The organism is Photorhabdus sp. CRCIA-P01 (assembly GCF_003545805.1).
In the GTDB taxonomy this organism is placed as follows: domain Bacteria; phylum Pseudomonadota; class Gammaproteobacteria; order Enterobacterales; family Enterobacteriaceae; genus Photorhabdus; species Photorhabdus antumapuensis.
Genome location: NZ_NMQR01000056.1, coordinates 1 through 20,759, shown reverse-complemented (window position 1 = coordinate 20,759; position 20,759 = coordinate 1). Strand labels below are relative to the sequence as shown.

Below are 20,759 nucleotides of genomic sequence, written 5' to 3'. Positions count from 1 at the left end.
CTTATTTACTTATTTACTTATTTACTTATTTACTTATTTACTTATTTACTTATTTACTTATTTACTTATTTACTTATTTACTTATTTACTTATTTACTTATTTACTTATTTACTTATTTACTTATTTACTTATTTACTTAATAGGTATGGGACACCGGATTATTGAAGGCTGGATAATGTAGCTCTATAAGCCTAGTTTTGAGAGGGGGACTATCCGGGTGGTTGGGTAGGCCCATTCAATCGCCGGTTATGTACCAAGTGGTAGATAGAGCGTCATTGGGTTATCGCGACATGGAATAAATCCGTAATGTTCGTAGAAACTTTTGGCCTTTTCTCCCTTTACATCGACCATAAGGGCATACGCGGCGACATGCTTCTTGGCCTCAAAGCAACGCTCAACTGCGCATCCTATCAGGAGTCGCCCTAATCCTCGTCCGTGGTAATCTGAATGCACCGCTAACCGCCCCATTCGAAAACAAGGCACCGGATAGCGTGGCAATTTGTGCTGGATACGCTCATCTAACTGGACAATATCGATTTGCGCAGCGCTTAAGCTATAGTAACCCAGTATGGTGCTAGGGACGTCGGTATCGACTAGTACTCGCACAACGGCAATGCCTTTTTTGCTTTGTTGAACGGCAAAGTGCTGAAGGTAATCGTCAAGCTCGTTCACTCCAGAGGTAAAAATCTTGCGTTGATGGTAGCTTGGATCAAGGAATTGCTCTTCAAACACGTTTCACCTTGCGCGCAGCATTTATTGCGTTTTGTAAAGCAGTATTGGGGGCGAAAGCGTCATTCAAAGCGATTGTGAATGCCTGAAAATCCTGGACTGTCATTGTCATGCGAGAGTCTCTATCTAATAGCTCACGTGCTTTCTCTTTAGCTGCTGTGCGCACGAATGCGGCCATTGTTGTGCCCATTAAAGCCGCAGCGCGAGAAATAACTTCCTTTTCATCTGTGTCCATCTTTAAATCAAATCGAGCGATAGCAGTCATTATCATTCCTTTTTAAGTACGGTAAATTAACGTATACGGTATTTTTCTGCATAAAAATTGAATAAGCAAGTTTTAATATTGAGTTTGTATTCCCACATTACATTGTCATTGTTAGATCATCTCGGTTTAATAAGTAAAGTCCGTCATAAGCCTTCGTCCAGTATGAACTGTTGTGGTTCATAATTTTGGATATCTATTCTCGGATGATCTTTCTCTTTTGACACCCAAAACAGACAAAAGTCTGGTCACTTTTTTACATAAGCAGGGCAGGAAAAATACTAAGATGTCCTTAATTAATTCAATTTATGTTGGAAAAGATAATGCCAATTTCACCTATTAGCAGCCATATGCCGCTTAGCCAAACGCAAGCTCCCCAGCACACCGCAGCTTCTCCTCTACTCGAACAGGGCAACCGCTTGTTCGAACAGTCTGCCCGACGTGGTCCACTGCACTTCCAGAGTTCGGATCTTAAGCATTTGATCGCTGAACTGCGCCAATTGCAGAGTGCCCCCAATAGTGCGCAGGCTCAACGGGTGCAGGATGCCATCCAGCACTGGGAAAACCACCACCCTAAAGAGGTGGCGTCCCGTAGCACCCGCCTTGCCGAGCTTAAACAGGCTCTGGCGGAACAAGGCGCCGTGGTGCGCACTCTCCAGCCAAAGGTGATGACGGCCGGTCCCCAAGCTGTGCTACAACAGGCTATACCAGCTTTACAGAAGATGGAAACTTACGCATGCACCGATGCTGGCACTTTCGTCAGCAAGCAGAATTCCCATTATCAGCAAATCATGGGGAGATTGCAGTCATTCAATGACAATCCGGATCGCTTGAAGGCTAACAGCCAGGCTAACATGATGTCCAACATGGCGGCTATTGCCGCTAGACAAGGCAACGTCAGCTTCAACCAACTGCAATCTATCGCTGCCCGTGTCGCTCAAGCTCAGGCAGGTTGCTGCACCACTTTGGCCTACTCTGCGGCAGCCGAATTGATGAAGCACAATCAAGGGGATCAGCAGCGTATTGAGGTAGTCGCTCATCGTGGCGCTAAGGGGCATACCCAGACTCACTGCTTCGTGGTGGTCGGTCGTGATCCCAATAGTGAACTCAGCAAACCCGAAACTTGGGGTCCCCAAGCACGTGTCATCGATCCTTGGGCTGCGACCATAGGTGGTAAACTGCAAGGTACGCCGAGTAATCCTCCGATCGATAACTTGTGGCCGCCGACTGAATCGGTATTTGACAATCATAAAGGGTAACTATGTTCAATGCTTTATTATCGGAGCTGTGCCGACGCCTCGGACAGACCGAAGAGTCTCTACACTCGGAGGGGCTCGATCTGCCGCTCGGCCCTTTTAGCTTGCACATCCGCCAACGCGATGAGCTGGTGACCTTGTTTATCCCACTAGGTAATGTTGAACCTTGTTCGTTGGCTACATTGGCCCACTGGCCATCACTGCAATTGAGTCGCAGTGGTGAGGGCGAGACTCTGCTCTGGAGCCGTGAATGGTTGGAGAGGCTGGATGCTGAGCTGTTGGCCAACTTGGTCGAGCGGATGTTACAGCAAGCCAGGGACCTTACGGCTACGGCCCCTATCACCGAAAGCCAAGAATGGCCGCCGTTCAGTATCCAAGGGACTTCGTGGCACAAAGTTTAGCAAAAATCGTTGTAAACTCTCGCCCACTGTGGGCGGAAAGATTAGGCGAAAAATCTAAAGGGCTTTGAGAGATTAATCAGGTGCATTATTGCAAACTTTAATCAAGGGCGGTTTCCCGCCCCTGACAGATTGAAGAGAGTTTCAGCAAGTCAAAGGATGCTGATCTGTGCTGACATGGTATTCTGAGGCCAATTAGCGGAAGTGTTCTGGTATCTGAAGATACCATTCTGGTAGCCGTCGAGGTTGTATTCCTTAAGGAAACCAACCACAATTTGGCCTCCAGCACATGGCCAAGTGTAGTGCCCGTTTGTAATGCAAACTGGTGTGGAAGAGTACAGCGAGTATGGCAGTATACCGCCGTTCATCCAAGTCAAGGAACTGTATCCGTAGCCAATTTCCAGAACGGCGGCACGGAGCTGGTACCCTCCGTGATTGCAGTTCGTCACCGGTAAGTTGGAAGTGTATTCCCATCCGCAATTCGTCGAGCCAACGGCATAGACCCACATATTGGTTAGTGGAGGCGCGGGGACGTAAGCTACCTCAGACTTAGTGTTGAGCTCCTTCTCTTCGGCCCGGATGGGGCTTTCAGGGTTAGGCAGCAACTGGGATTGCGCTGTCAGGACATTTTGATTAGTAGGGACTTTCTGCGGTTGCTCTGTTTGGGCATAGGCATTGACACCAAACAAGGAAGCAAGAGATAGCAAAATGGCAAGTTTATTTTTCTTCATGATTTAATCCTCTTAGAAATTGGAAAGTACAATTCTAGGGAAGTGAGCAAAAATCACATTATCAAAATTTATGTATTTGTGGGGATTTAAGCGACTTGTGTCACGTATTTTCTTGTTTTATTGCAGGTGATAGAGGGTAAATGATAAGTATTTTTTCTTAAATTAGACTTCGTCTGGTGAGAAATAGCTTCTTTTTTTATTGTCTATTGAGCACATCTTGGACAGGATTGTCTGGAGAAAAAAGATACCAATACCGTGCTCAATAATGTCACTACCGCCGTGCGGAGATTGTCTCCTGCTGACAGCGACTAACCTGTATTTCGCATTCCCGCGGCTATACCAGCAATGGTTACCATTAAGGCTTGTTCAACCTGTGGATCGGGATGTTGTTGCTGACGGGAACGCAGTAATAGTTCTGCCTGTAGGACGTTTAATGGATCAGTGTAAACATTACGCAGGGCGATTGATTCTGCAATCCACGGTAAATCTGCCATCAGGTGTTCATCTTTGGAAATGGCTAATACCGTCTTAATATCCGCAGAGAGTTGCTCGCGTAGTTTCTGACCTAACGGCCATAAGTTCTCATCTACCAGACGATGATCGTAATATTCTGCCAACCACAAATCAGCTTTGGCGAAGACCATTTCCAACATACCAATCCGAGTGGTAAAAAAAGGCCAATCACGGCACATTTCTGCCAGTACATCCTGTTTCCCATCATTTATAACTTTTTGTAGCGCAGCACCTGCACCTAACCAGGCCGGCAACATTAGGCGATTCTGTGTCCAGGCGAAAATCCACGGGATAGCGCGTAAACTTTCCACACCACCCGCCGGATGACGTTTGGCTGGACGAGAACCTAAAGGCAATTTAGCTAATTCCTGTTCTGGTGTTGCAGCGCGGAAATAAGGTACAAAATCGGGCTGTTCACGCACATAATCGCGATACATCTTACAGGAAATATCAGACAGGGTATCCATCACCTGATGCCATTCTGGTTTAGGCTCCGGTGGAGGCAATAGGTTTGCTTCCAGAATCGCACTGGTATACAAGGCTAAACTACTGATAGTGACCTGTGGCAGACCGAATTTAAAGCGGATCATTTCGCCTTGTTCGGTTACACGTAGGCCACCTTTCAGGCTTCCCGGTGGTTGGGAAAGCAGCGCTGAATGTGCCGGTGCCCCGCCACGGCCAATGGTACCACCGCGACCGTGGAACAAGGTCAGCGTGACGCCCTCTTTTTCACAAACGTTGATTAAGGCATCCTGTGCTCGGTATTGCGCCCATGCCGCCGCCATCACTCCGGCATCTTTTGCTGAGTCAGAATAACCAATCATCACCATCTGTTTGTCCTGAATCAGTTCACGATACCACTTAATATTCATCAATTGCTGAATGACATTTTCGGCATTATTCAGGTCATCAAGGGTTTCGAACAATGGGGCAACGGGTAAAGTGAACGGACAACCAGCTTCTTTCAGTAGCAAGTGAACCGCTAATACATCAGAAGGCACTTTAGCCATTGAGATAACGTAAGCGGCGATAGCGTCTTGCGGTGACTTAGCAATGACTTTACAGGTTGCGAAAACCTCTTGCGTTTCAGCGTTTGGTTGCCAGTTATGTGGGATCAGTGGGCGTTTTGAATTCAGTTCATGCAGCAGAAAAGTCTGCTTCTCTTCTTCGGACCAGCTTTCGTAGTCTCCTAATTCCAGGTATTGTGTCAATTCAGACATGGCGGTTGTATGGCGGCTGCTTTCCTGACGGACATCAATGCGTACCAGTGACAAGCCGAAGCAACGAATACGGCGCAGGATATCCAATAATTGGCCGTTGGCGATGATTTCCATTCCACAGGTTTTCAATGATTGATAACAGGTGTAAAGGGGTTGCCAGAGTTGTTCATTATCCACCAGCAGATCGGTGGGTGGCAGAACTTGTTCCCCTTTCAGCCGTTTCTCTAAATATTCCAATGTATTGTTGAGTTGTGTTCGCAGTTTTTTGGCAATTTCCCGGTAAGGTTCTAGAATTTCATCGCCACCTGCTAGTTTACGAACTTCTGGTGTACATTCAGACATGGATAGTTCAGAAACCAGAACCTGAATATCTTTCAGGAATAGATCGGCTGCTTTCCAGCGGCTAAGCAGTAACACATGACGAGTAACTTCAGCCGTTACATTTGGATTACCGTCTCGGTCGCCACCCATCCAGGAAGTAAAGCGGATAGGTACCGCTTCGACTGGCAAGCTGTAATCAATTGACTCTTCCAGTTGTTCATTGAATTCACGCAGGAATGCTGGCACACCCTCCCACAAGCTGTTTTCCACCATAGCAAACCCCCATTTCGCTTCATCAATTGGGGTAGGACGGATTTTGCGGATTTCATCGGTATGCCATGACTGGGCAACTAACTGACGCAGACGGCGCATAATGTTGTTACGCTCATAATCCGCTAGATCATCGTGATCGAATTGCGATAGACAGGTGTTAACAGCTACCAGTTTGTGAATCAATGTACGACGCGCGATCTCAGTTGGGTGAGCGGTGAGGACTAATTCAATAGACAGTTCATTTACCGCTTTTTTCAGATCGTTGTTACTGAAATTTTTTTCTTTCAAGCGGGTGAATAATTTCGCTAGCGCAACGGGGTTACTGGCAGCTTCACCATGTGGGGAGATGCTGTGATATTGCTCTGCGACGTTTGTCAGGTTGAGAAATTGATTGAAAGCACGGGCAACTGGCAACAGTTCATCATTAGATAGGTTTTGCAATGTAGATAATAGTTGCTGGCGGTGTGCTTCATTACCTGCGCGGGATGATTTGGATAATTTGCGGATAGTCTCGACTTTATCGAGAATATCTTCACCTAAAGCGTCTTTGATCGTGTCTCCGAGCAGCTTACCTAGCATGCTGACATTACTACGCATTGCAGAATATTGTTGGTTCATGTGACTCTTAGCCTTTATTGCTGGCAGAATGTTGATTCTGTTTCTGTAGAAAAATTTCATTTAAGTGGCGGAAAGTTATTTTTTTGTGTCGCCACAGTGTTGCATTGACCCTAAGCCCTCATATTCATATCAGAAAATAATCAGTTTGGGCGAAATTTCTAAAATTTAATGGCAGGCCATGTTCTATAAGTATTACTTATGCTCAAAAGGTTTGGGAAAGGTGCTTTTGTTGCTTGTTATGGTGTTTGAGTCCCCCTGACTTTTGGGGGACGAGTAGAACAATTAATCATTGCTTAGACAGAAATGATCTATTAACTGAGAAATTATCTTTCTGGTGGGTTCAATAAACGACATATCAATGAACTCATCCGGTTGATGTGCCTGTTCAATAGAACCAGGGCCAAGGACTAAAGTTGGGCATACTTCCTGAATGAATGGCGCTTCGGTACAGTAGTTGACCGTTTCAGCCTTGCGGCCTAGCAGTTTCTCAATCATGTCAACCATCTTGTGATCGGTTGGGCATTCATAACCGGGAATAGGGGCATGTAATTCATCGATAGTTAAGCGGCTAGGCCAACGTTGCTTCACCGGTTCCAGGGCCTCGTTTAACAGCCCGTTCAGATCCTGTAACGTTAGTCCCGGTAATGGGCGAATATCCATATGCAATTCACAATGTGCGCAAATCCGATTTACCGCATCACCGCCATGAATATAGCCAAAGTTCATGGTCGGGTATGGAATGGTAAACGCCGGGTTGTTGTAACGCTCTTTTAGCATATTGCGTAGTTCAATCAGGTGACCAATAGATTCGTGCATCAAGTCAATGGCGTTTATACCACGGTCTGGATCACTGGAGTGCCCGGATTTACCAACAATGCGGATAGCGTTCGATAAATGTCCTTTATGTGCACGGATAGGATGCAATGAAGTGGGTTCTCCGATAATAGCGAAATCTGGGCGGATAGTGGTACTTGCGGCAAAATAGCGGGCTCCTGCCATTGTCGTCTCTTCATCCGCGGTTGCCAGAATGTACAGCGGACGGGTTATTTTACTGACATCAATGTCCCGCAACGCATCAATAATAAAGGCGAAAAAGCCTTTCATATCTGCTGTACCTAAACCGTATAGTTTGTTACCGCGCTCTGTCAGGGTGAAAGGATCTTTCGTCCAGGGACCTTCGTCAAAGGGTACGGTATCAGTGTGTCCACATAAGAGTAATCCACCTGGGCCACGCCCCAACGTCGCGAGTAGATTGTATTTTCCGAGGGCTTCGGGGACGGGTTGTATCTCAATTTCGAAACCAATTTCCTTTAACCAACTTGCCAGTAGGTTGATGAGAGACTCATTACTTTGGTCAATACTGACATCGGTGGCGCTGATAGATGGAGTCGCGATTAATTGCCGAAATAGCTCAATAAATGGAGGTAATTTAATATTCACTGTTGACAGCCTTTATTCATGATAGTATCAATATTCATGCATTTTTTTTGAATAAAAATACATTATCCCGTTTGAATACTGAGCACAAGGTAAAGATATCCTATGTTGAATACGCTGGTTGTTGGTGCAAGTGGTTACACCGGAGCAGAACTGGCAGCATATCTGCATCGTCATCCGCATACGAATCTGATTAGACTCATGGTTTCTGCTCAGAGCATTGATGCAGATAAATGCTTCTCAGATTTACATCCACAGTATAAAGGCATTGTTGATCTACCGTTGCAACCTCTGACTGATATTATTAATGCTGCTAAAGGGATTGATGTGGTTTTCCTTGCCACCGCCCATGAAGTTAGTCATGACATTGCGCCGCTATTTCTGGCCGCAGGTTGCACTGTATTCGATCTCTCCGGTGCCTATCGCGTACAAAATGCTCAGATTTATCAACAATACTACGGATTCAAACATAAGCATACTGAATGGTTAGCACAAGCAGTATATGGACTTGCCGAATGGCAGGCTGAAAAAATCAAACAGGCCCAATTAGTTGCTGTACCGGGATGTTACCCAACAGTTTCTCAACTCTCCCTGAAACCGCTGTTGGAAAATAGTTTGCTGGATACCGGCCATTGGCCGGTGATTAATGCTACTAGTGGTGTAAGTGGAGCAGGCCGGAAAGCCAGCATGACCAACAGTTTCTGCGAAATCAGTTTGCAACCTTATGGAATATTTACCCATCGTCATCAACCGGAGATTGAGGAACATCTGGGAACCAGGGTGATTTTTACTCCGCATCTTGGCAATTTCGCGCGGGGTATTCTTGCCACAATTACCTGTAAATTGAAGCCGGGTGTTACCGCGGAACAGATAAATGAGGTGTATCGGCAGGCATACAAAGATAAGCCATTGGTAAGGCTTTACAGCAAAGGAGTGCCAGCATTGAAATCCGTTGTTGGGTTACCGTTTTGTGATATCGGTTTTGTTGTACAGGGTGACCACCTGATTGTTGTGGGTACTGAGGATAATCTTTTGAAGGGGGCGGCAGCTCAGGCAGTTCAGTGTATGAATATACGTTTTGGGTTTGAAGAAACTCAGGCATTATTTTAATTATTGACGTGAAGGAGTAGAGCAGATGGAACCTTTAGTCATAAAGTTAGGTGGTGTGTTACTGGACAATGAAGAAGCATTGGAACGCGTGTTTACTGCATTGCAGGAATATCGGCAAACACACGAACGCCAGTTGGTGGTTGTTCATGGTGGTGGTTATCTGGTGGATGAACTGATGCAGAAGTTGCAGCTACCGATAGTGAAGGAACAAGGATTACGGGTAACACCCGCTGATCAGATTGGGATTATCACCGGCGCATTGGCTGGTATTGCCAATAAGACCTTGTTGTCGTGGGCGACTAAATATCAACTTGCATCAGTTGGATTATATTTAGGAGATGGTAATGTGGTCACGGTTTCCCAACTGAGTGAAGAGTTGGGGCATGTGGGAAAAGCGATGCCGGGCGATGCTAAGTTGCTGAAAACGTTACTGGATGCGGGTTATATGCCCATTATCAGCTCGATTGGTGTAACGGATAAAGGGGAGCTGATGAATGTGAATGCCGATCAGGCAGCAACGGCGATAGCTCAGACGCTAGGTGCTGATTTGGTATTGCTCTCTGATGTTAGTGGTATTTTGGATGGTAAAGGGCAGAAAATCCCTGACATAAATGTTGAGAAAGCAGAACAACTTATTGCTCACGGCATCATTACTGACGGCATGATTGTGAAGGTGAATGCCGCTCTAGATGCAGCTAGGACATTAGATCGTCCGGTAGATATCGCCAGTTGGCGTCATGCAGATCAACTGACTGATCTATTTAACGGTGTTCCCGTCGGTACTCGTATTCTGGCTTAAATTAAGTTTGATTAATTTTCGGCAAAGCTTTGCTGATAAATAACAACGGAATTTCAAAGGGTAACTTCATGCATACTAAAGATATTAAAAAAATCGTTCTTGCCTATTCTGGTGGTCTGGATACTTCTGCCATTATTCCTTGGCTGAAAGAGCATTATGACAACTGTGAAGTTGTTGCGTTTGTTGCAGATGTAGGGCAAAGCCGTGAAGATCTGGAGGGCGTGGAGCAGAAAGCTTTACGCTCTGGCGCATCAGAATGTCACGTTGTGGATCTGCGTGAGGAATTCATTAAAGATTATGTTTATCCGGTACTGAAAACCGGTGCTTTGTATGAAGGTAGCTATTTGTTGGGCACTTCAATGGCACGGCCCATTATTGCTAAAGCACAGGTTGAATTGGCACTGAAAGTGGGGGCAGATGCACTTGCTCATGGTGCAACAGGTAAGGGTAACGATCAGGTTCGGTTTGAAAGCACTTATACGGCATTAGCTCCTCAGCTAAAAGTAGTCGCTCCGTGGAGAGAGTGGGATTTACGTTCCCGTGAAGCGTTGCTGGATTATCTGAAAGAGCGGGATATTCCAACCACCGCAACATTGGAGAAAATTTACAGCCGTGATGAGAATGCGTGGCATATCTCTACCGAAGGTGGCGTACTGGAAAGCACTTGGAATGCATCCAATAAAGATTGTTGGGTGTGGGCAGTCGATCCAGAAAAGGCACCAGATGAAGCTGAATTGGTCAGTGTCACTATTGAGAAAGGCGAGGTTGTTGGGGTTAATGGCAAGGTAATGTCTCCATATCAATGCCTTGAAGCGCTGAATATTCTGGGAGCAAAACATGGTATCGGTCGTATTGATATCGTGGAAAACCGGCTGGTGGGAATGAAATCTCGTGGTTGTTATGAAACACCGGGAGGAACCATTATGATGGCTGCGTTACGTGGTGTTGAACAACTGGTTCTGGACCGCGATAGCTTTAAATGGCGTCAGCAGCTTGGGCTAGAAATGTCTTATGTCGTTTATGACGGACGCTGGTTTGCCCCGCTACGTCAATCTATTCAGGCAGCGGCTGAGACGTTGGCTGCGGATGTCAGCGGTGAAGTCGTGCTGAAACTCTATAAAGGTCAGGTGACAGCGATCCAGAAGAGATCAACAAATAGCCTTTATTCTGAAGCGTTTGCAACGTTTGGTGAAGATGAGGTTTACGATCACAGCCATGCAGCAGGATTTATCCGTCTGTATTCTCTCCCTTCGCGCATTCGGGCATTAAATAGTAAAGAGTAATTTCATTGTTCGTAGTTATGGAGGTAATGACCAGATCGTGAATTCATTCTTTGTATTTGATTTATCGAGTCTATTATCTCCATGTTGCGAATGAAGTTGCTGTTTATGAAAGGTAATCAATCACTCAGACATCAGATAATCAGGAACGAAAATATGGCACTCTGGGGCGGGCGTTTCAGTCAGAAAGCAGATCAGCGGTTCAAACAATTTAACGATTCACTTCGCTTTGATTACCGGTTGGCGGAACAGGACATTACCGGTTCAGTTGCATGGTCGAAAGCGTTGGTAACGGTTGGTGTGCTGACCGTTGAAGAACAACAAAGACTGGAGCTGGCATTAAATGAATTGCTGAATGAGGTTCAGGCTAACCCACAAGTCATCCTGCAAAGTGATGCGGAAGATATTCATAGTTGGGTGGAAGGGCAGTTGATCAGCAAAGTTGGCGATCTGGGTAAGAAGCTCCATACTGGTCGTAGCCGTAACGATCAGGTGGCAACAGATCTCAAACTTTGGTGTAAAGAATACATTTCACATCTCCATCAGGCAATTGTGGAATTACAGCAGGCATTGGTGATCACCGCAGAGAATAATCAGGATGCGGTGATGCCGGGTTATACCCATCTGCAAAGAGCGCAGCCTATTACATTTGCTCACTGGTGCTTGGCATATGTAGAAATGTTGGTCCGTGATGAAAGTCGGTTACAGGATACTTTAAAACGGCTGAATACTAGCCCGCTTGGGTGCGGTGCATTGGCGGGAACCGCTTATGATATCGACCGCGAACAACTAGCATCATGGCTAGGTTTTGCTTCAGCGACGCGTAACAGCCTGGATAGCGTTTCAGATCGTGATCATGTATTGGAACTGCTATCTAATGCCAGCATCAGTATGATTCATCTTTCCCGTTTTGCGGAAGATCTCATTTTCTTTAATAGTGGTGAAGCAGGATTTATTGAACTGTCAGATCGAGTCACTTCCGGTTCTTCTCTGATGCCACAGAAGAAAAACCCGGATGCACTAGAGTTAATCCGTGGTAAATGTGGCCGGGTGCAGGGGGCATTGACCGGTATGATGATGACCTTAAAAGGTCTGCCGCTGGCCTATAATAAAGATATGCAGGAGGATAAAGAAGGGTTGCTTGATGCGTTGGACACTTGGCTGGATTGTTTGCATATGGCAGCGTTGGTGTTAGACGGTATTCAGGTCAGGCGTTCACGTTGTGCGGAAGCAGCTAAACAGGGTTATGCTAACGCGACTGAATTGGCTGATTATTTGGTCGCAAAAGGTGTTCCATTCCGTGAAGCTCACCATATTGTTGGGGAAATTGTGATTATGGCGCTTAATCAGGGTGAGGCGCTGGAAGTGTTGGCATTGACAGAGTTGCAGAAGTTCAGCAGTGCAATTACTGAAGATGTATATGATATTTTGTCTCTGCAATCTTGTCTGGACAAACGCCTTGTAAAAGGTGGCGTATCGCAAAAACAGGTTATGAAAGCGATTGAAGAGGCTAAACAGAAGCTAAAATTAAGTTAGTCATCGTCAGCAGGAGGGGGATTAATCGATCCCCTGTAAAATAAATGAGATCTTTATATATAAGTTTTTAAGGATTATCTGATAGTCTTTGCCTCACATTGATATAATTATCTATTGGTAGTTTCTATCATTTATATTAAATATGTTGAGGTGGGAATGAATATCCGCGATCTGGAATATCTTGTGGCTCTTGCGGAGCATCGGCACTTTCGCCATGCTGCCGATTCATGCCACGTCAGCCAGCCTACGTTAAGCGGGCAAATTCGTAAGCTTGAGGATGATCTGGGTGTCATGCTGTTGGAACGCACCAGTCGTAAGGTTTTGTTCACGCAACAAGGGATGTTATTAGTGGAACAGGCCAGAACGGTTCTCCGTGAGGTTAGGATCCTACAGGAAATGGCATCACTTCAGGGGGAAAATATGTCTGGTCCTCTGCATATTGGTTTGATCCCGACAGTTGGTCCATATCTGTTACCTCATATTATCCCTGGGCTTCATAGTTTGTTTCCTAAGTTGGAAATGTATCTATATGAAGCTCAGACTCAAAGTCTGTTAGCCCAGTTGGATAGTGGCAAATTGGATTGTGCGATTCTGGCAATGGTTAAGGAGACAAGAGCTTTCATTGAAGTGCCATTGTTTGAAGAACCCATGAAACTAGCTATCTATGATGGTCATCCTTGGGCAGAGCGTAAAAAAATTGCTATGGATGAATTGGCAGGTGAAAAATTGTTGATGCTAGAAGATGGTCATTGCTTGCGTGATCAGGCAATGGGATTCTGTTTTCAGGCTGGCGCGAAGGAAGATACCCATTTTCGTGCAACCAGTTTGGAAACCCTACGTAATATGGTTGCTGCCGGTAGTGGAATAACCTTATTGCCTGATCTGGCAGTGCCACAAGAGAAAAAACGTGATGGCGTCTGTTATCTGGAGTGTAGCAGCCCTGAACCTAAGCGGTCTGTTATTTTGATTTATCGTCCTGGTTCACCTCTGCGTGGTCGCTATGAGCAACTGGCAGAGGCTATTAGAGTTAAAATGGGCACTTATTACGGGCAATCAAAATAGCCGGTTTAGGCCATTTAGAGCCGCGACACGATAGGCTTCAGCCATCGTTGGATAGTTGAAAGTAGTATTGACGAAATATTCGATAGTATTACTTTCACCTTTCTGTTCCATAATTGCTTGGCCGATATGAATAATTTCAGCTGCACGTTCCCCGAAACAGTGAATGCCAAGAATCTCTTTTGTTTCTCTATGGAACAGTATTTTCAGGCTTCCTACGTTCATCCCCGCGATTTGTGCGCGTGCAAGATGTTTAAATTGCGCACGCCCAACTTCATAAGGCACTTTCATTGCTGTTAATTGTTGTTCGGTTTTACCTACCGAGCTGATTTCAGGAATGGTATAGATACCCGTTGGAATATCTTCAATCAGATGAACTTCGGCGTTTCCTTTCGTCATCGCTTGGGCGGCAATTCGGCCTTGATCATAAGCAGCGGAGGCCAGGCTTGGATAACCGATAACATCTCCTACGGCGTAGATATTTTCGTTGCTGGTTTGATAGATCTTATTGACTTTCAGTAACCCGCGGCCATCGGCTTCCAGACCAATGTTTTTCAGCCCAAGAGTATCGGTATTGCCTGTTCGGCCGTTAGCATAAAGCAGACAGTCGGCTTTGACTTTTTTACCGGATTTGAGATGGACGATAACACCATCATCAACACCTTCAATTTTAGAATATTCTTCATTGTGGCGGATCACGACACCACTATTCCAAAAATGGTAGGAAAGTGCATCTGACATCTCTTGATCAAGGAAAGCCAGTAAGTGGTTACGCGTATTGATCAAATCAACTTTCACGCCTAATCCGCGGAAAATTGACGCATATTCACAACCAATTACTCCGGCACCATAAATAATCACATGCCGTGGTTCGTGATCCAGTTTCAGAATGGAATCGCTGTTATAAATACGGGAATGGGTGAAATCGACATCTGGCGGACAATATGGGCGAGAACCCGTTGCGATAATAATCTTATCTGCACTTAAAATATCGTGGTTATCGTCAGCATAGCGCACACTCACCCGGTGGTCATCAATGAATGTTGCTTCCCCGGAAAACATACGACACCCATTACGTTCGTAAAATCCTTGACGCATTCTAGTTTGCTGATTAATTACCATTTCAGCACGGCGTAAGATTTCAGCGAATGAAGAGCGAAGAATGCGGGAATTATCACTGTATAGAGGGTTTTGGTTAAATTCAATAATACGACTGACGGCGTGGCGGAGGGCTTTGGACGGGATAGTACCCCAATGAGTACAACCACCACCGACATTATTATAGCGTTCAATAACAGCAACGCTTTTACCCTGTTTCACCAATCCCATTGCTGCTCCTTCTCCACCGGGACCAGAACCAATGACAATGGCGTCAAAATGAATATGTTGCATAGAGGAAAGACCTGTTTTTACACAAAATTACAACGCTATATTAACATCGGTTGACTTAATAACCCAATCATCATAAGGAGTTTATGTCATCGTTTAGGGTGAATTGAACATAGTTTTACCTGCTACGCTAATCTGGCACAAAACCATGAAGCTTTTGGAAAATAAATAATTACCCAACGACCAAATTAACAAAGGGGGAATGCTCCCTTAATGATTTTTTGACTATGCGTAGTCACCTTTATCATCTTAATATTTAATAAGAAAATGCACTGAGAAAATGACATGGATCATTATAAATGACATGATAAGCACATCATTACGGCAAACGCGTTAAAATTTGGTATATTTCCTAACATGTAGTTCAGATAAAGAGTCAGGATTCGTGTGAGTAACGTTATCGGCATCAGAGCGAAACAGAAAGAAAAAACTCGTCGTTCACTGATTGAAGCTGCTTTCAGCCAGTTGAGTGCCGAAAGGAGTTTTACCAGCCTTAGCTTGCGTGAAGTCGCCCGCGAAGCAGGTATTGCACCCACTTCATTTTATCGTCATTTCCGCGATGTTGATGAGCTTGGGCTGACTATGGTGGATGAAAGTGGTTTGATGTTACGTCAGTTAATGAGGCAAGCCCGGCAACGTATTGCTAAAGGTGGCAGTGTCATCCGCACGTCTGTTTCAACTTTTATGGAATTTATCGGTAATAATCCAAATGCATTCCGATTATTATTACGTGAGCGTTCAGGGACCTCTGCTGAATTTCGCGCCGCTGTTGCACGGGAAATACAACATTTTATTGCTGAGCTGGCAGACTATTTAGAACAGGAAAGCTGTATGCCGAGGCATTTTACTGAAGTGCAGGCAGAAGCAATGGTAACAATAGTATTCAGTGCAGGTGCGGAAGCACTGGATATTGATTTGGAGAAAAGACAGCGTTTAGAAGAACGCTTAGTCTTGCAGCTACGGATGATTGCTAAAGGTGCATATTATTGGTATCGCAAAGAAATGAATCCACCGAACCCTAAACTTAAATAACTAATGAAGGAGGAGAACGAAATGATGGAACAATATCGCCAGGACAAAAGTACATTGTTACTCGCTTTTATTGTCGGATTAGCAACGAATGGAACGTTTTCAGCAGTTTTTAGCTCAGTTGTTTCTTTTTCAGTTTTCCCATTGATAACACTAGTTTTATCAATTTATTGTATCCATCAACGCTATTTGAATTATTCAATGCCAGATGGGATGCCTAAGCTGGTTGTTGCTTGTTTCCTCTTAGGATTATTTAGTTATAGTGCGATTATCAGAGTTGAATACCCTGAAATTGGCTCTAATTTTCTGCCCGCAGTAATGGGTACCGTTCTGGTATTTTGGATTTACAGAAAGGTAAAAATTCGTAAAGACCAGGCAATTATAGAAAATTGTCATTAATTGATGAAAAACGCCGGAGAGATAACTATCTGCCGGCGTTTCTATTTTATATGTTCGTCAAGGTATCAGTTTAATTTTTCCAGAAGCACGCCGCATTCCATATGATGAGTATAAGGAAACTGATCAAACAGAGCCAGATGGCTGATTTTATGCGTTTGGGTTAATGTTTCTAGATTATGGCAAAGGGTTTCCGGGTTACAGGAAATATAAAGAATCCGTGGATATGTCTGGACCATCTCAAGCGTTTTTTCATCAAGGCCGCTACGTGGCGGATCGACAAAAATAGTTTCACATTGATAGCTTTTTAAATTGATTCCCTGGAGGCGATTAAATTCGCGTTCACCATTCACTGCTTGGGTGAATTCCTCTGCTGACATTCGGATAATTTGTACATTATCAATACCGTTGGCTGCAATGTTGTATTGAGCGGCAGCAACGGATGGCTTAGCAATTTCTGTTGCCAATACTCGTTCAAAATTTTGAGCTAATGCTAGAGAGAAATTGCCATTACCACAATAAAGCTCAAGTAAATCACCTTTTGAATCCTTGGTAATATGAATTGCCCATTCAAGCATATGAATATTGACGCTAGCATTTGGTTGGGTGAAGCTGTTTTCTACCTGGCGATAAATCATTTTTCGGCCTGCAACAGGTAAAACCTCATCAATATAATCATGATCCAATGTGATTTTGGTTTTAGCGGCTCTGCCAATTAACTCAATGTCAAACCCTTTATTTTTTAACGCCTCACGCAGTCTTAATGCCTGTTGTGTCCATTCATCACCCAATTTTTTATGATAAAGCAGAGAAACAAGGATTTTATTACTGCAAGTGGACAGATAATCAATTTGAAATAGCTTATGACGCAAGATCTGTTCAGATCTAATGGAGTCAATTAATACTACCATCATTTTGTTGATTAACTTACTGGCGACAGGGAATTGAGCAAGGCGAATACGCTGTTTCGTCTGTTGATCGAACATAATATGGTACAAATCATCCTGCTCATGCCAGATTCGAAATTCTGCTCGCATTCTGTAATGAGATAGCGGTGAGCGGAAAACCTCTGGCCCCGGGGGTTGGAAAGGCGCCATCATGTTTTTTAAACGGCTGACCTTCTCCGTTAGTTGCTGTTCATAGCTTTCCGTTGGCAGGGGATTTTGCATTATGTTTGTTCTCTTATATCTGTAGTAAGAAAAATTTTCGTGCAAAATTGTAGGGAAAGAGTAAAGGATGTCCAGTTTTCTTATTACTCATACACGATCCTGTCTATGCTTACTATTATGAATAGGTTCAACGCTTCATCGTAGCGTGTCCTTCTAACAATAAATTGTGGGATGTTTTCTCTCATGATAAATAAAAATAGGTTTTTATTATTCACTGTTTCAATCGTGGTGATTTCTAGTTGGAATCAAGCCTCTGTCGCGGTGGAGTCGCAGGATTCATTGGTTGTGACGGCGAGTCGTTTTAAACAGCCGGTATCAAGCATACTGGCTCCTTATACTGTTGTAACACGAGATGAAATTGAACGTTGGCAGTCAAATAGTGTAGCCGATATTTTGCGTCGTCTACCCGGTGTTGATATTGCGCGGCATGGAGGTATTGGACAGTTAAGCTCTTTGTTTATACGTGGTACTCATGCTAGTCATGTATTAGTGCTGATGGATGGAATACGTCTGAATCAAGCGGGCATCAGTGGTTCCTCTGATTTAAGCCAAATACCTGTATCATTGGTTCAGAAAATTGAATATATCCGCGGACCACGTTCCGCTGTTTATGGTTCTGATGCTATTGGTGGTGTTATTAATATCATCACTACCAGAGAGAAACTAGGAACCAGCCTTAATGTAGGTATCGGCTCACATGGTTATCAAACTTATGATGGTGCAACTCAGCAAAAATTAGCTGAAAATACAGTTCTGACAGCAGCAGCTAACTATACTTATACCAAAGGATACGATGTTGTTGCTGATGGTAATACCGGTGGTTTTAGACAGCCTGATCGTGACGGCTTTATGAGCAAAGTGCTTTGGTTGGGAGTCGATCAAAAATTTAATGAGCAAGTCAGTGGATTTGTTCGAGCTTATGGCTATAACAATAGAACATCTTATGATGCGGATATTAATTGGAATTATCCATATGCTAGACCGGATACCCGTGAACTTTATAGCCGCCACTATGATTCGGGGGTCAGATTTAATCGGGGGATCTACTCATCCCAATTAATTGCAAGTTATAGTCATACAAAAGACTATAACTTTGATCCTCAATATGGGCGCTATGATAAATCCGCTAGCCTTAATGATTCTGAACAATATAACCTGCAATGGGGAAATACTTTTCAGCTATATCAGGGCATGGTTAGTACAGGTGTGGATTTCCAAAAACAATCGATAGAAGCTGGAACCAGTTATATTCCGAAGAGTAAAACGGTACGTAATACAGGAATGTATCTGACAGCACAGCAACAACTAAAAGATCTCATTTTAGAAGGTGCAATTCGTTCAGATAAACATTCAGAAGCTGGTTGGAATACTACATGGCAAGCCAGTTTAGGTTGGGAGTTTATTGAAGATTATCGTTTGATCACTTCTTATGGCACGGCATTTAAGGCTCCAACGCTCAGCCAGATGTATGGTTTTGGTGGTAATCATGATTTGAAACCGGAAGAAAGTACACAATGGGAAGGCGGTATTGAAGGCGTCACAGGCCAGCTAAATTGGCGTCTGACTGTATATCGCAATGAGATTGAGCAATTGATCGATTATACAAATAGCCGTTACTACAATATTGGCAAAGCAAAAATTAAAGGTGTTGAATGGACTGGCTTAATGGACACTGGCATATTTCAGCATCAATTGACAATACAATATATCGAACCCCGTAATAGTGAAACTAATGAAATTTTAGTTCGTCGTGCGAAGCAGCAAGTGAAATATCAACTTGACTGGCAGCTATATGATCTTGATTGGGGGTTAACTTATCAATATCTAGGGCGGCGTTATGACAACGATTTTAGTGCATTCCCGGCTAAGCGTGTGAAATTAGGTGGCGTCAGCTTTTGGGATTTAACGGTTTCATATCCAGTCACTTCTTATCTGACAATTCGTGCTAGAATAGTCAACCTGCTTGATAAAGATTACGAGACAGTTTATGGCTATCGCATTCCAGGACGTGAATACTACCTCACTGGGAGCTATAACTTCTGATTTAAATAAAGCCGCACGCCCGACAGTTTTAGTGTTTGATTCTGGGGTAGGCGGCTTATCTGTTTACCAAGAGATCCGACAATTATTACCAGATCTCCACTATATATATGTTTTTGATAACGAAGCATTCCCTTATGGTGAAAAATCGGAAGAATTTATTGTTGAACGAGTCGTTCAAATTATTGATGCCGTTCAGCAAAAACATTCTTTGGCAATAGTCGTTATTGCATGTAACACCGCAAGTACCGTCAGTTTGCCAGCTTTGCGTGAGCGGTTCCGTTTCCCGGTGGTTGGTGTGGTTCCAGCGATAAAGCCCGCCGCGAAGTTAACTCGTAATGGCATTGTTGGGCTATTGGCGACGAGAGCAACAGTTAACCGAGCCTATACAAAAGAACTTATCGAAAGATTTGCGATAGATTGCAGAATTGAATCTATAGGTTCTGCTGAGTTGGTAGAATTCGCCGAAGCTAAACTGCATGGTGGTAAAGTATCTTCCGACGCTTTAAAAAAGATACTGAAACCTTGGCTCAGAATGAAAGAACCACCTGATACGGTGGTATTGGGTTGTACTCACTTTCCACTATTGGCAGAAGAATTAGTTCAGGTACTGCCTGATGGTACACGCTTAATTGATTCCGGTGCCGCTATTGCCCGAAGGACAGCTTGGTTGGTTAAACATCAGGAGAATCTTGTTTGTACTTCAGCAGATAGCCTTGCTTATTGTATGAAAATGGATGCTGAGACTGATGCATTAATCTCTGTTTTACAGGAATATGGATTCTCAAAACTGGAGAAATTGATAATTTAAGTTAAATTTGGCGTAATAATCAGCAGTCGTTAACTTTTTTTAAAATAACTATTGCCAGCGCCGAAGAACGCCCTATAATGCGCCCCCACTGACCGACACAACGCTGATAAACATTGTGAGGTCAGGCAGAGGGAAAGCGAATAAGCGCTTGACTCTGCGGGCGAAAAGCGTAGTATACGCAGCCCGGCTGAACGAGAATGTCATTTTTTAATTCAGCCTGCTCTTTAACAATTAATCAGACAATCTGTGTGGGCACTCACAAGACCGTATCACCAAAAAATACGTTTTAAAGTCTTGAAGAGTGAACAACAGTGAATTCATTACGAATGAACGGTCAGTTTCTTTGAGCATCAAACTTTAAATTGAAGAGTTTGATCATGGC

The 20,759-nt window shown here is 44.1% G+C and carries 18 protein-coding genes; 11 read left to right on the top strand and 7 right to left on the bottom strand.

Annotation, left to right across the window (positions count from 1 at the left end):
* Nucleotides 1-247 precede the first annotated feature (247 nt).
* Together D3222_RS21005 and D3222_RS21000 are read right to left on the bottom strand one after the other, a co-directional pair.
* On the bottom strand, nucleotides 248-607 hold the full coding sequence (locus tag D3222_RS21005) for a GNAT family N-acetyltransferase (RefSeq protein ID WP_157975385.1): 360 nt from the start codon (nucleotides 605-607) through the stop codon (nucleotides 248-250).
* A gap of 118 nt (nucleotides 608-725) precedes the next feature.
* A complete protein-coding gene (locus D3222_RS21000; RefSeq protein WP_157975384.1) occupies nucleotides 726-995 on the bottom strand; it encodes a type II toxin-antitoxin system TacA family antitoxin in 270 nt (89 codons plus the stop codon).
* A gap of 320 nt (nucleotides 996-1,315) precedes the next feature.
* On the opposite strand from D3222_RS21000, the gene D3222_RS20995 reads away from it, so the two are divergent.
* Both D3222_RS20995 and D3222_RS20990 read left to right on the top strand, forming a co-directional pair.
* Complete coding sequence (locus D3222_RS20995) at nucleotides 1,316-2,251, top strand: hypothetical protein (protein ID WP_232832607.1); 936 nt, start codon at nucleotides 1,316-1,318, stop codon at nucleotides 2,249-2,251.
* Nucleotides 2,252-2,352: 101 nt separating this feature from the next.
* Nucleotides 2,353-2,649 carry a hypothetical protein gene (locus tag D3222_RS20990; RefSeq protein ID WP_232832606.1) on the top strand — a complete coding sequence of 99 codons (297 nt, stop codon included), beginning with the start codon at nucleotides 2,353-2,355 and terminating at the stop codon, nucleotides 2,647-2,649.
* A 149-nt stretch (nucleotides 2,650-2,798) separates the two neighbouring features.
* Here the strand turns inward: D3222_RS20990 and D3222_RS20985 are convergent, their stop codons facing one another.
* From D3222_RS20985 to argE, 3 genes are all read right to left on the bottom strand, one after another.
* Nucleotides 2,799-3,377, bottom strand: coding sequence for a YolA family protein (locus D3222_RS20985; RefSeq protein WP_118987860.1), 579 nt, complete (start codon nucleotides 3,375-3,377; stop codon nucleotides 2,799-2,801).
* A 308-nt stretch (nucleotides 3,378-3,685) separates the two neighbouring features.
* Nucleotides 3,686-6,322: a phosphoenolpyruvate carboxylase gene (gene ppc, locus D3222_RS20980; protein ID WP_118987859.1), complete on the bottom strand. Its 2,637-nt coding sequence runs from the start codon at nucleotides 6,320-6,322 to the stop codon at nucleotides 3,686-3,688.
* A 282-nt stretch (nucleotides 6,323-6,604) separates the two neighbouring features.
* Complete coding sequence (argE, locus tag D3222_RS20975) at nucleotides 6,605-7,762, bottom strand: acetylornithine deacetylase (RefSeq protein ID WP_118987858.1); 1,158 nt, start codon at nucleotides 7,760-7,762, stop codon at nucleotides 6,605-6,607.
* A 102-nt stretch (nucleotides 7,763-7,864) separates the two neighbouring features.
* On the opposite strand from argE, the gene argC reads away from it, so the two are divergent.
* The 5 genes from argC (at nucleotide 7,865) to oxyR (ending at nucleotide 13,546) form a co-directional block, all read left to right on the top strand.
* Nucleotides 7,865-8,869, top strand: a complete 1,005-nt coding sequence (gene argC, locus D3222_RS20970; RefSeq protein WP_118987857.1) for an N-acetyl-gamma-glutamyl-phosphate reductase — start codon at nucleotides 7,865-7,867, stop codon at nucleotides 8,867-8,869.
* Nucleotides 8,870-8,894: 25 nt separating this feature from the next.
* On the top strand, nucleotides 8,895-9,668 hold the full coding sequence (gene argB / locus D3222_RS20965) for an acetylglutamate kinase (protein WP_118987856.1): 774 nt from the start codon (nucleotides 8,895-8,897) through the stop codon (nucleotides 9,666-9,668).
* A 68-nt stretch (nucleotides 9,669-9,736) separates the two neighbouring features.
* Entirely contained in the window at nucleotides 9,737-10,951 is a 1,215-nt protein-coding gene (locus tag D3222_RS20960; RefSeq protein WP_118987855.1) for an argininosuccinate synthase, read from the top strand.
* A 153-nt stretch (nucleotides 10,952-11,104) separates the two neighbouring features.
* Nucleotides 11,105-12,484 carry an argininosuccinate lyase gene (gene argH, locus D3222_RS20955; protein WP_118987854.1) on the top strand — a complete coding sequence of 460 codons (1,380 nt, stop codon included), beginning with the start codon at nucleotides 11,105-11,107 and terminating at the stop codon, nucleotides 12,482-12,484.
* A gap of 156 nt (nucleotides 12,485-12,640) precedes the next feature.
* Nucleotides 12,641-13,546: a DNA-binding transcriptional regulator OxyR gene (oxyR, locus tag D3222_RS20950; RefSeq protein ID WP_118987853.1), complete on the top strand. Its 906-nt coding sequence runs from the start codon at nucleotides 12,641-12,643 to the stop codon at nucleotides 13,544-13,546.
* On the opposite strand, the gene sthA is transcribed toward oxyR, so the two are convergent.
* A complete protein-coding gene (gene sthA, locus D3222_RS20945) occupies nucleotides 13,538-14,935 on the bottom strand; it encodes a Si-specific NAD(P)(+) transhydrogenase (RefSeq protein WP_118987852.1) in 1,398 nt (465 codons plus the stop codon). The genes oxyR and sthA overlap by 9 nt on opposite strands.
* A 384-nt stretch (nucleotides 14,936-15,319) precedes the next feature.
* Between sthA and fabR the strand changes: the two genes are divergently transcribed.
* Entirely contained in the window at nucleotides 15,320-15,964 is a 645-nt protein-coding gene (gene fabR / locus D3222_RS20940) for an HTH-type transcriptional repressor FabR (RefSeq protein WP_049584869.1), read from the top strand.
* A gap of 24 nt (nucleotides 15,965-15,988) precedes the next feature.
* Nucleotides 15,989-16,360, top strand: a complete 372-nt coding sequence (locus D3222_RS20935; protein WP_118987866.1) for a YijD family membrane protein — start codon at nucleotides 15,989-15,991, stop codon at nucleotides 16,358-16,360.
* Nucleotides 16,361-16,425: 65 nt separating this feature from the next.
* On the opposite strand, the gene trmA is transcribed toward D3222_RS20935, so the two are convergent.
* Complete coding sequence (gene trmA, locus D3222_RS20930; RefSeq protein ID WP_369973532.1) at nucleotides 16,426-17,526, bottom strand: tRNA (uridine(54)-C5)-methyltransferase TrmA; 1,101 nt, start codon at nucleotides 17,524-17,526, stop codon at nucleotides 16,426-16,428.
* Between the two features lie 183 nt (nucleotides 17,527-17,709).
* Between trmA and btuB the strand changes: the two genes are divergently transcribed.
* Entirely contained in the window at nucleotides 17,710-19,569 is a 1,860-nt protein-coding gene (gene btuB / locus D3222_RS20925; RefSeq protein ID WP_118987851.1) for a TonB-dependent vitamin B12 receptor BtuB, read from the top strand.
* Complete coding sequence (gene murI / locus D3222_RS20920) at nucleotides 19,514-20,377, top strand: glutamate racemase (RefSeq protein ID WP_118987850.1); 864 nt, start codon at nucleotides 19,514-19,516, stop codon at nucleotides 20,375-20,377. Before btuB ends, murI begins: the two co-directional genes overlap by 56 nt.
* Nucleotides 20,378-20,759: the final 382 nt, after the last annotated feature.

Excerpts from the sequence above, each read along its gene's own strand:
- sthA (WP_118987852.1), bottom strand. The coding sequence starts at position 14,935 with ATGCAACATATTCATTTTGACGCCATTGTCATTGGTTCTGGTCCCGGT.
- btuB (WP_118987851.1), top strand. The coding sequence starts at position 17,710 with ATGATAAATAAAAATAGGTTTTTATTATTCACTGTTTCAATCGTGGTG.
- D3222_RS20995 (WP_232832607.1), top strand. The coding sequence starts at position 1,316 with ATGCCAATTTCACCTATTAGCAGCCATATGCCGCTTAGCCAAACGCAA.
- D3222_RS20960 (WP_118987855.1), top strand. The coding sequence starts at position 9,737 with ATGCATACTAAAGATATTAAAAAAATCGTTCTTGCCTATTCTGGTGGT.
- argH (WP_118987854.1), top strand. The coding sequence starts at position 11,105 with ATGGCACTCTGGGGCGGGCGTTTCAGTCAGAAAGCAGATCAGCGGTTC.
- D3222_RS21000 (WP_157975384.1), bottom strand. The coding sequence starts at position 995 with ATGACTGCTATCGCTCGATTTGATTTAAAGATGGACACAGATGAAAAG.
- oxyR (WP_118987853.1), top strand. The coding sequence starts at position 12,641 with ATGAATATCCGCGATCTGGAATATCTTGTGGCTCTTGCGGAGCATCGG.
- argB (WP_118987856.1), top strand. The coding sequence starts at position 8,895 with ATGGAACCTTTAGTCATAAAGTTAGGTGGTGTGTTACTGGACAATGAA.
- argC (WP_118987857.1), top strand. The coding sequence starts at position 7,865 with ATGTTGAATACGCTGGTTGTTGGTGCAAGTGGTTACACCGGAGCAGAA.
- murI (WP_118987850.1), top strand. The coding sequence starts at position 19,514 with ATGGCTATCGCATTCCAGGACGTGAATACTACCTCACTGGGAGCTATA.
- trmA (WP_369973532.1), bottom strand. The coding sequence starts at position 17,526 with ATGCAAAATCCCCTGCCAACGGAAAGCTATGAACAGCAACTAACGGAG.
- ppc (WP_118987859.1), bottom strand. The coding sequence starts at position 6,322 with ATGAACCAACAATATTCTGCAATGCGTAGTAATGTCAGCATGCTAGGT.
- D3222_RS20985 (WP_118987860.1), bottom strand. The coding sequence starts at position 3,377 with ATGAAGAAAAATAAACTTGCCATTTTGCTATCTCTTGCTTCCTTGTTT.
- D3222_RS20935 (WP_118987866.1), top strand. The coding sequence starts at position 15,989 with ATGGAACAATATCGCCAGGACAAAAGTACATTGTTACTCGCTTTTATT.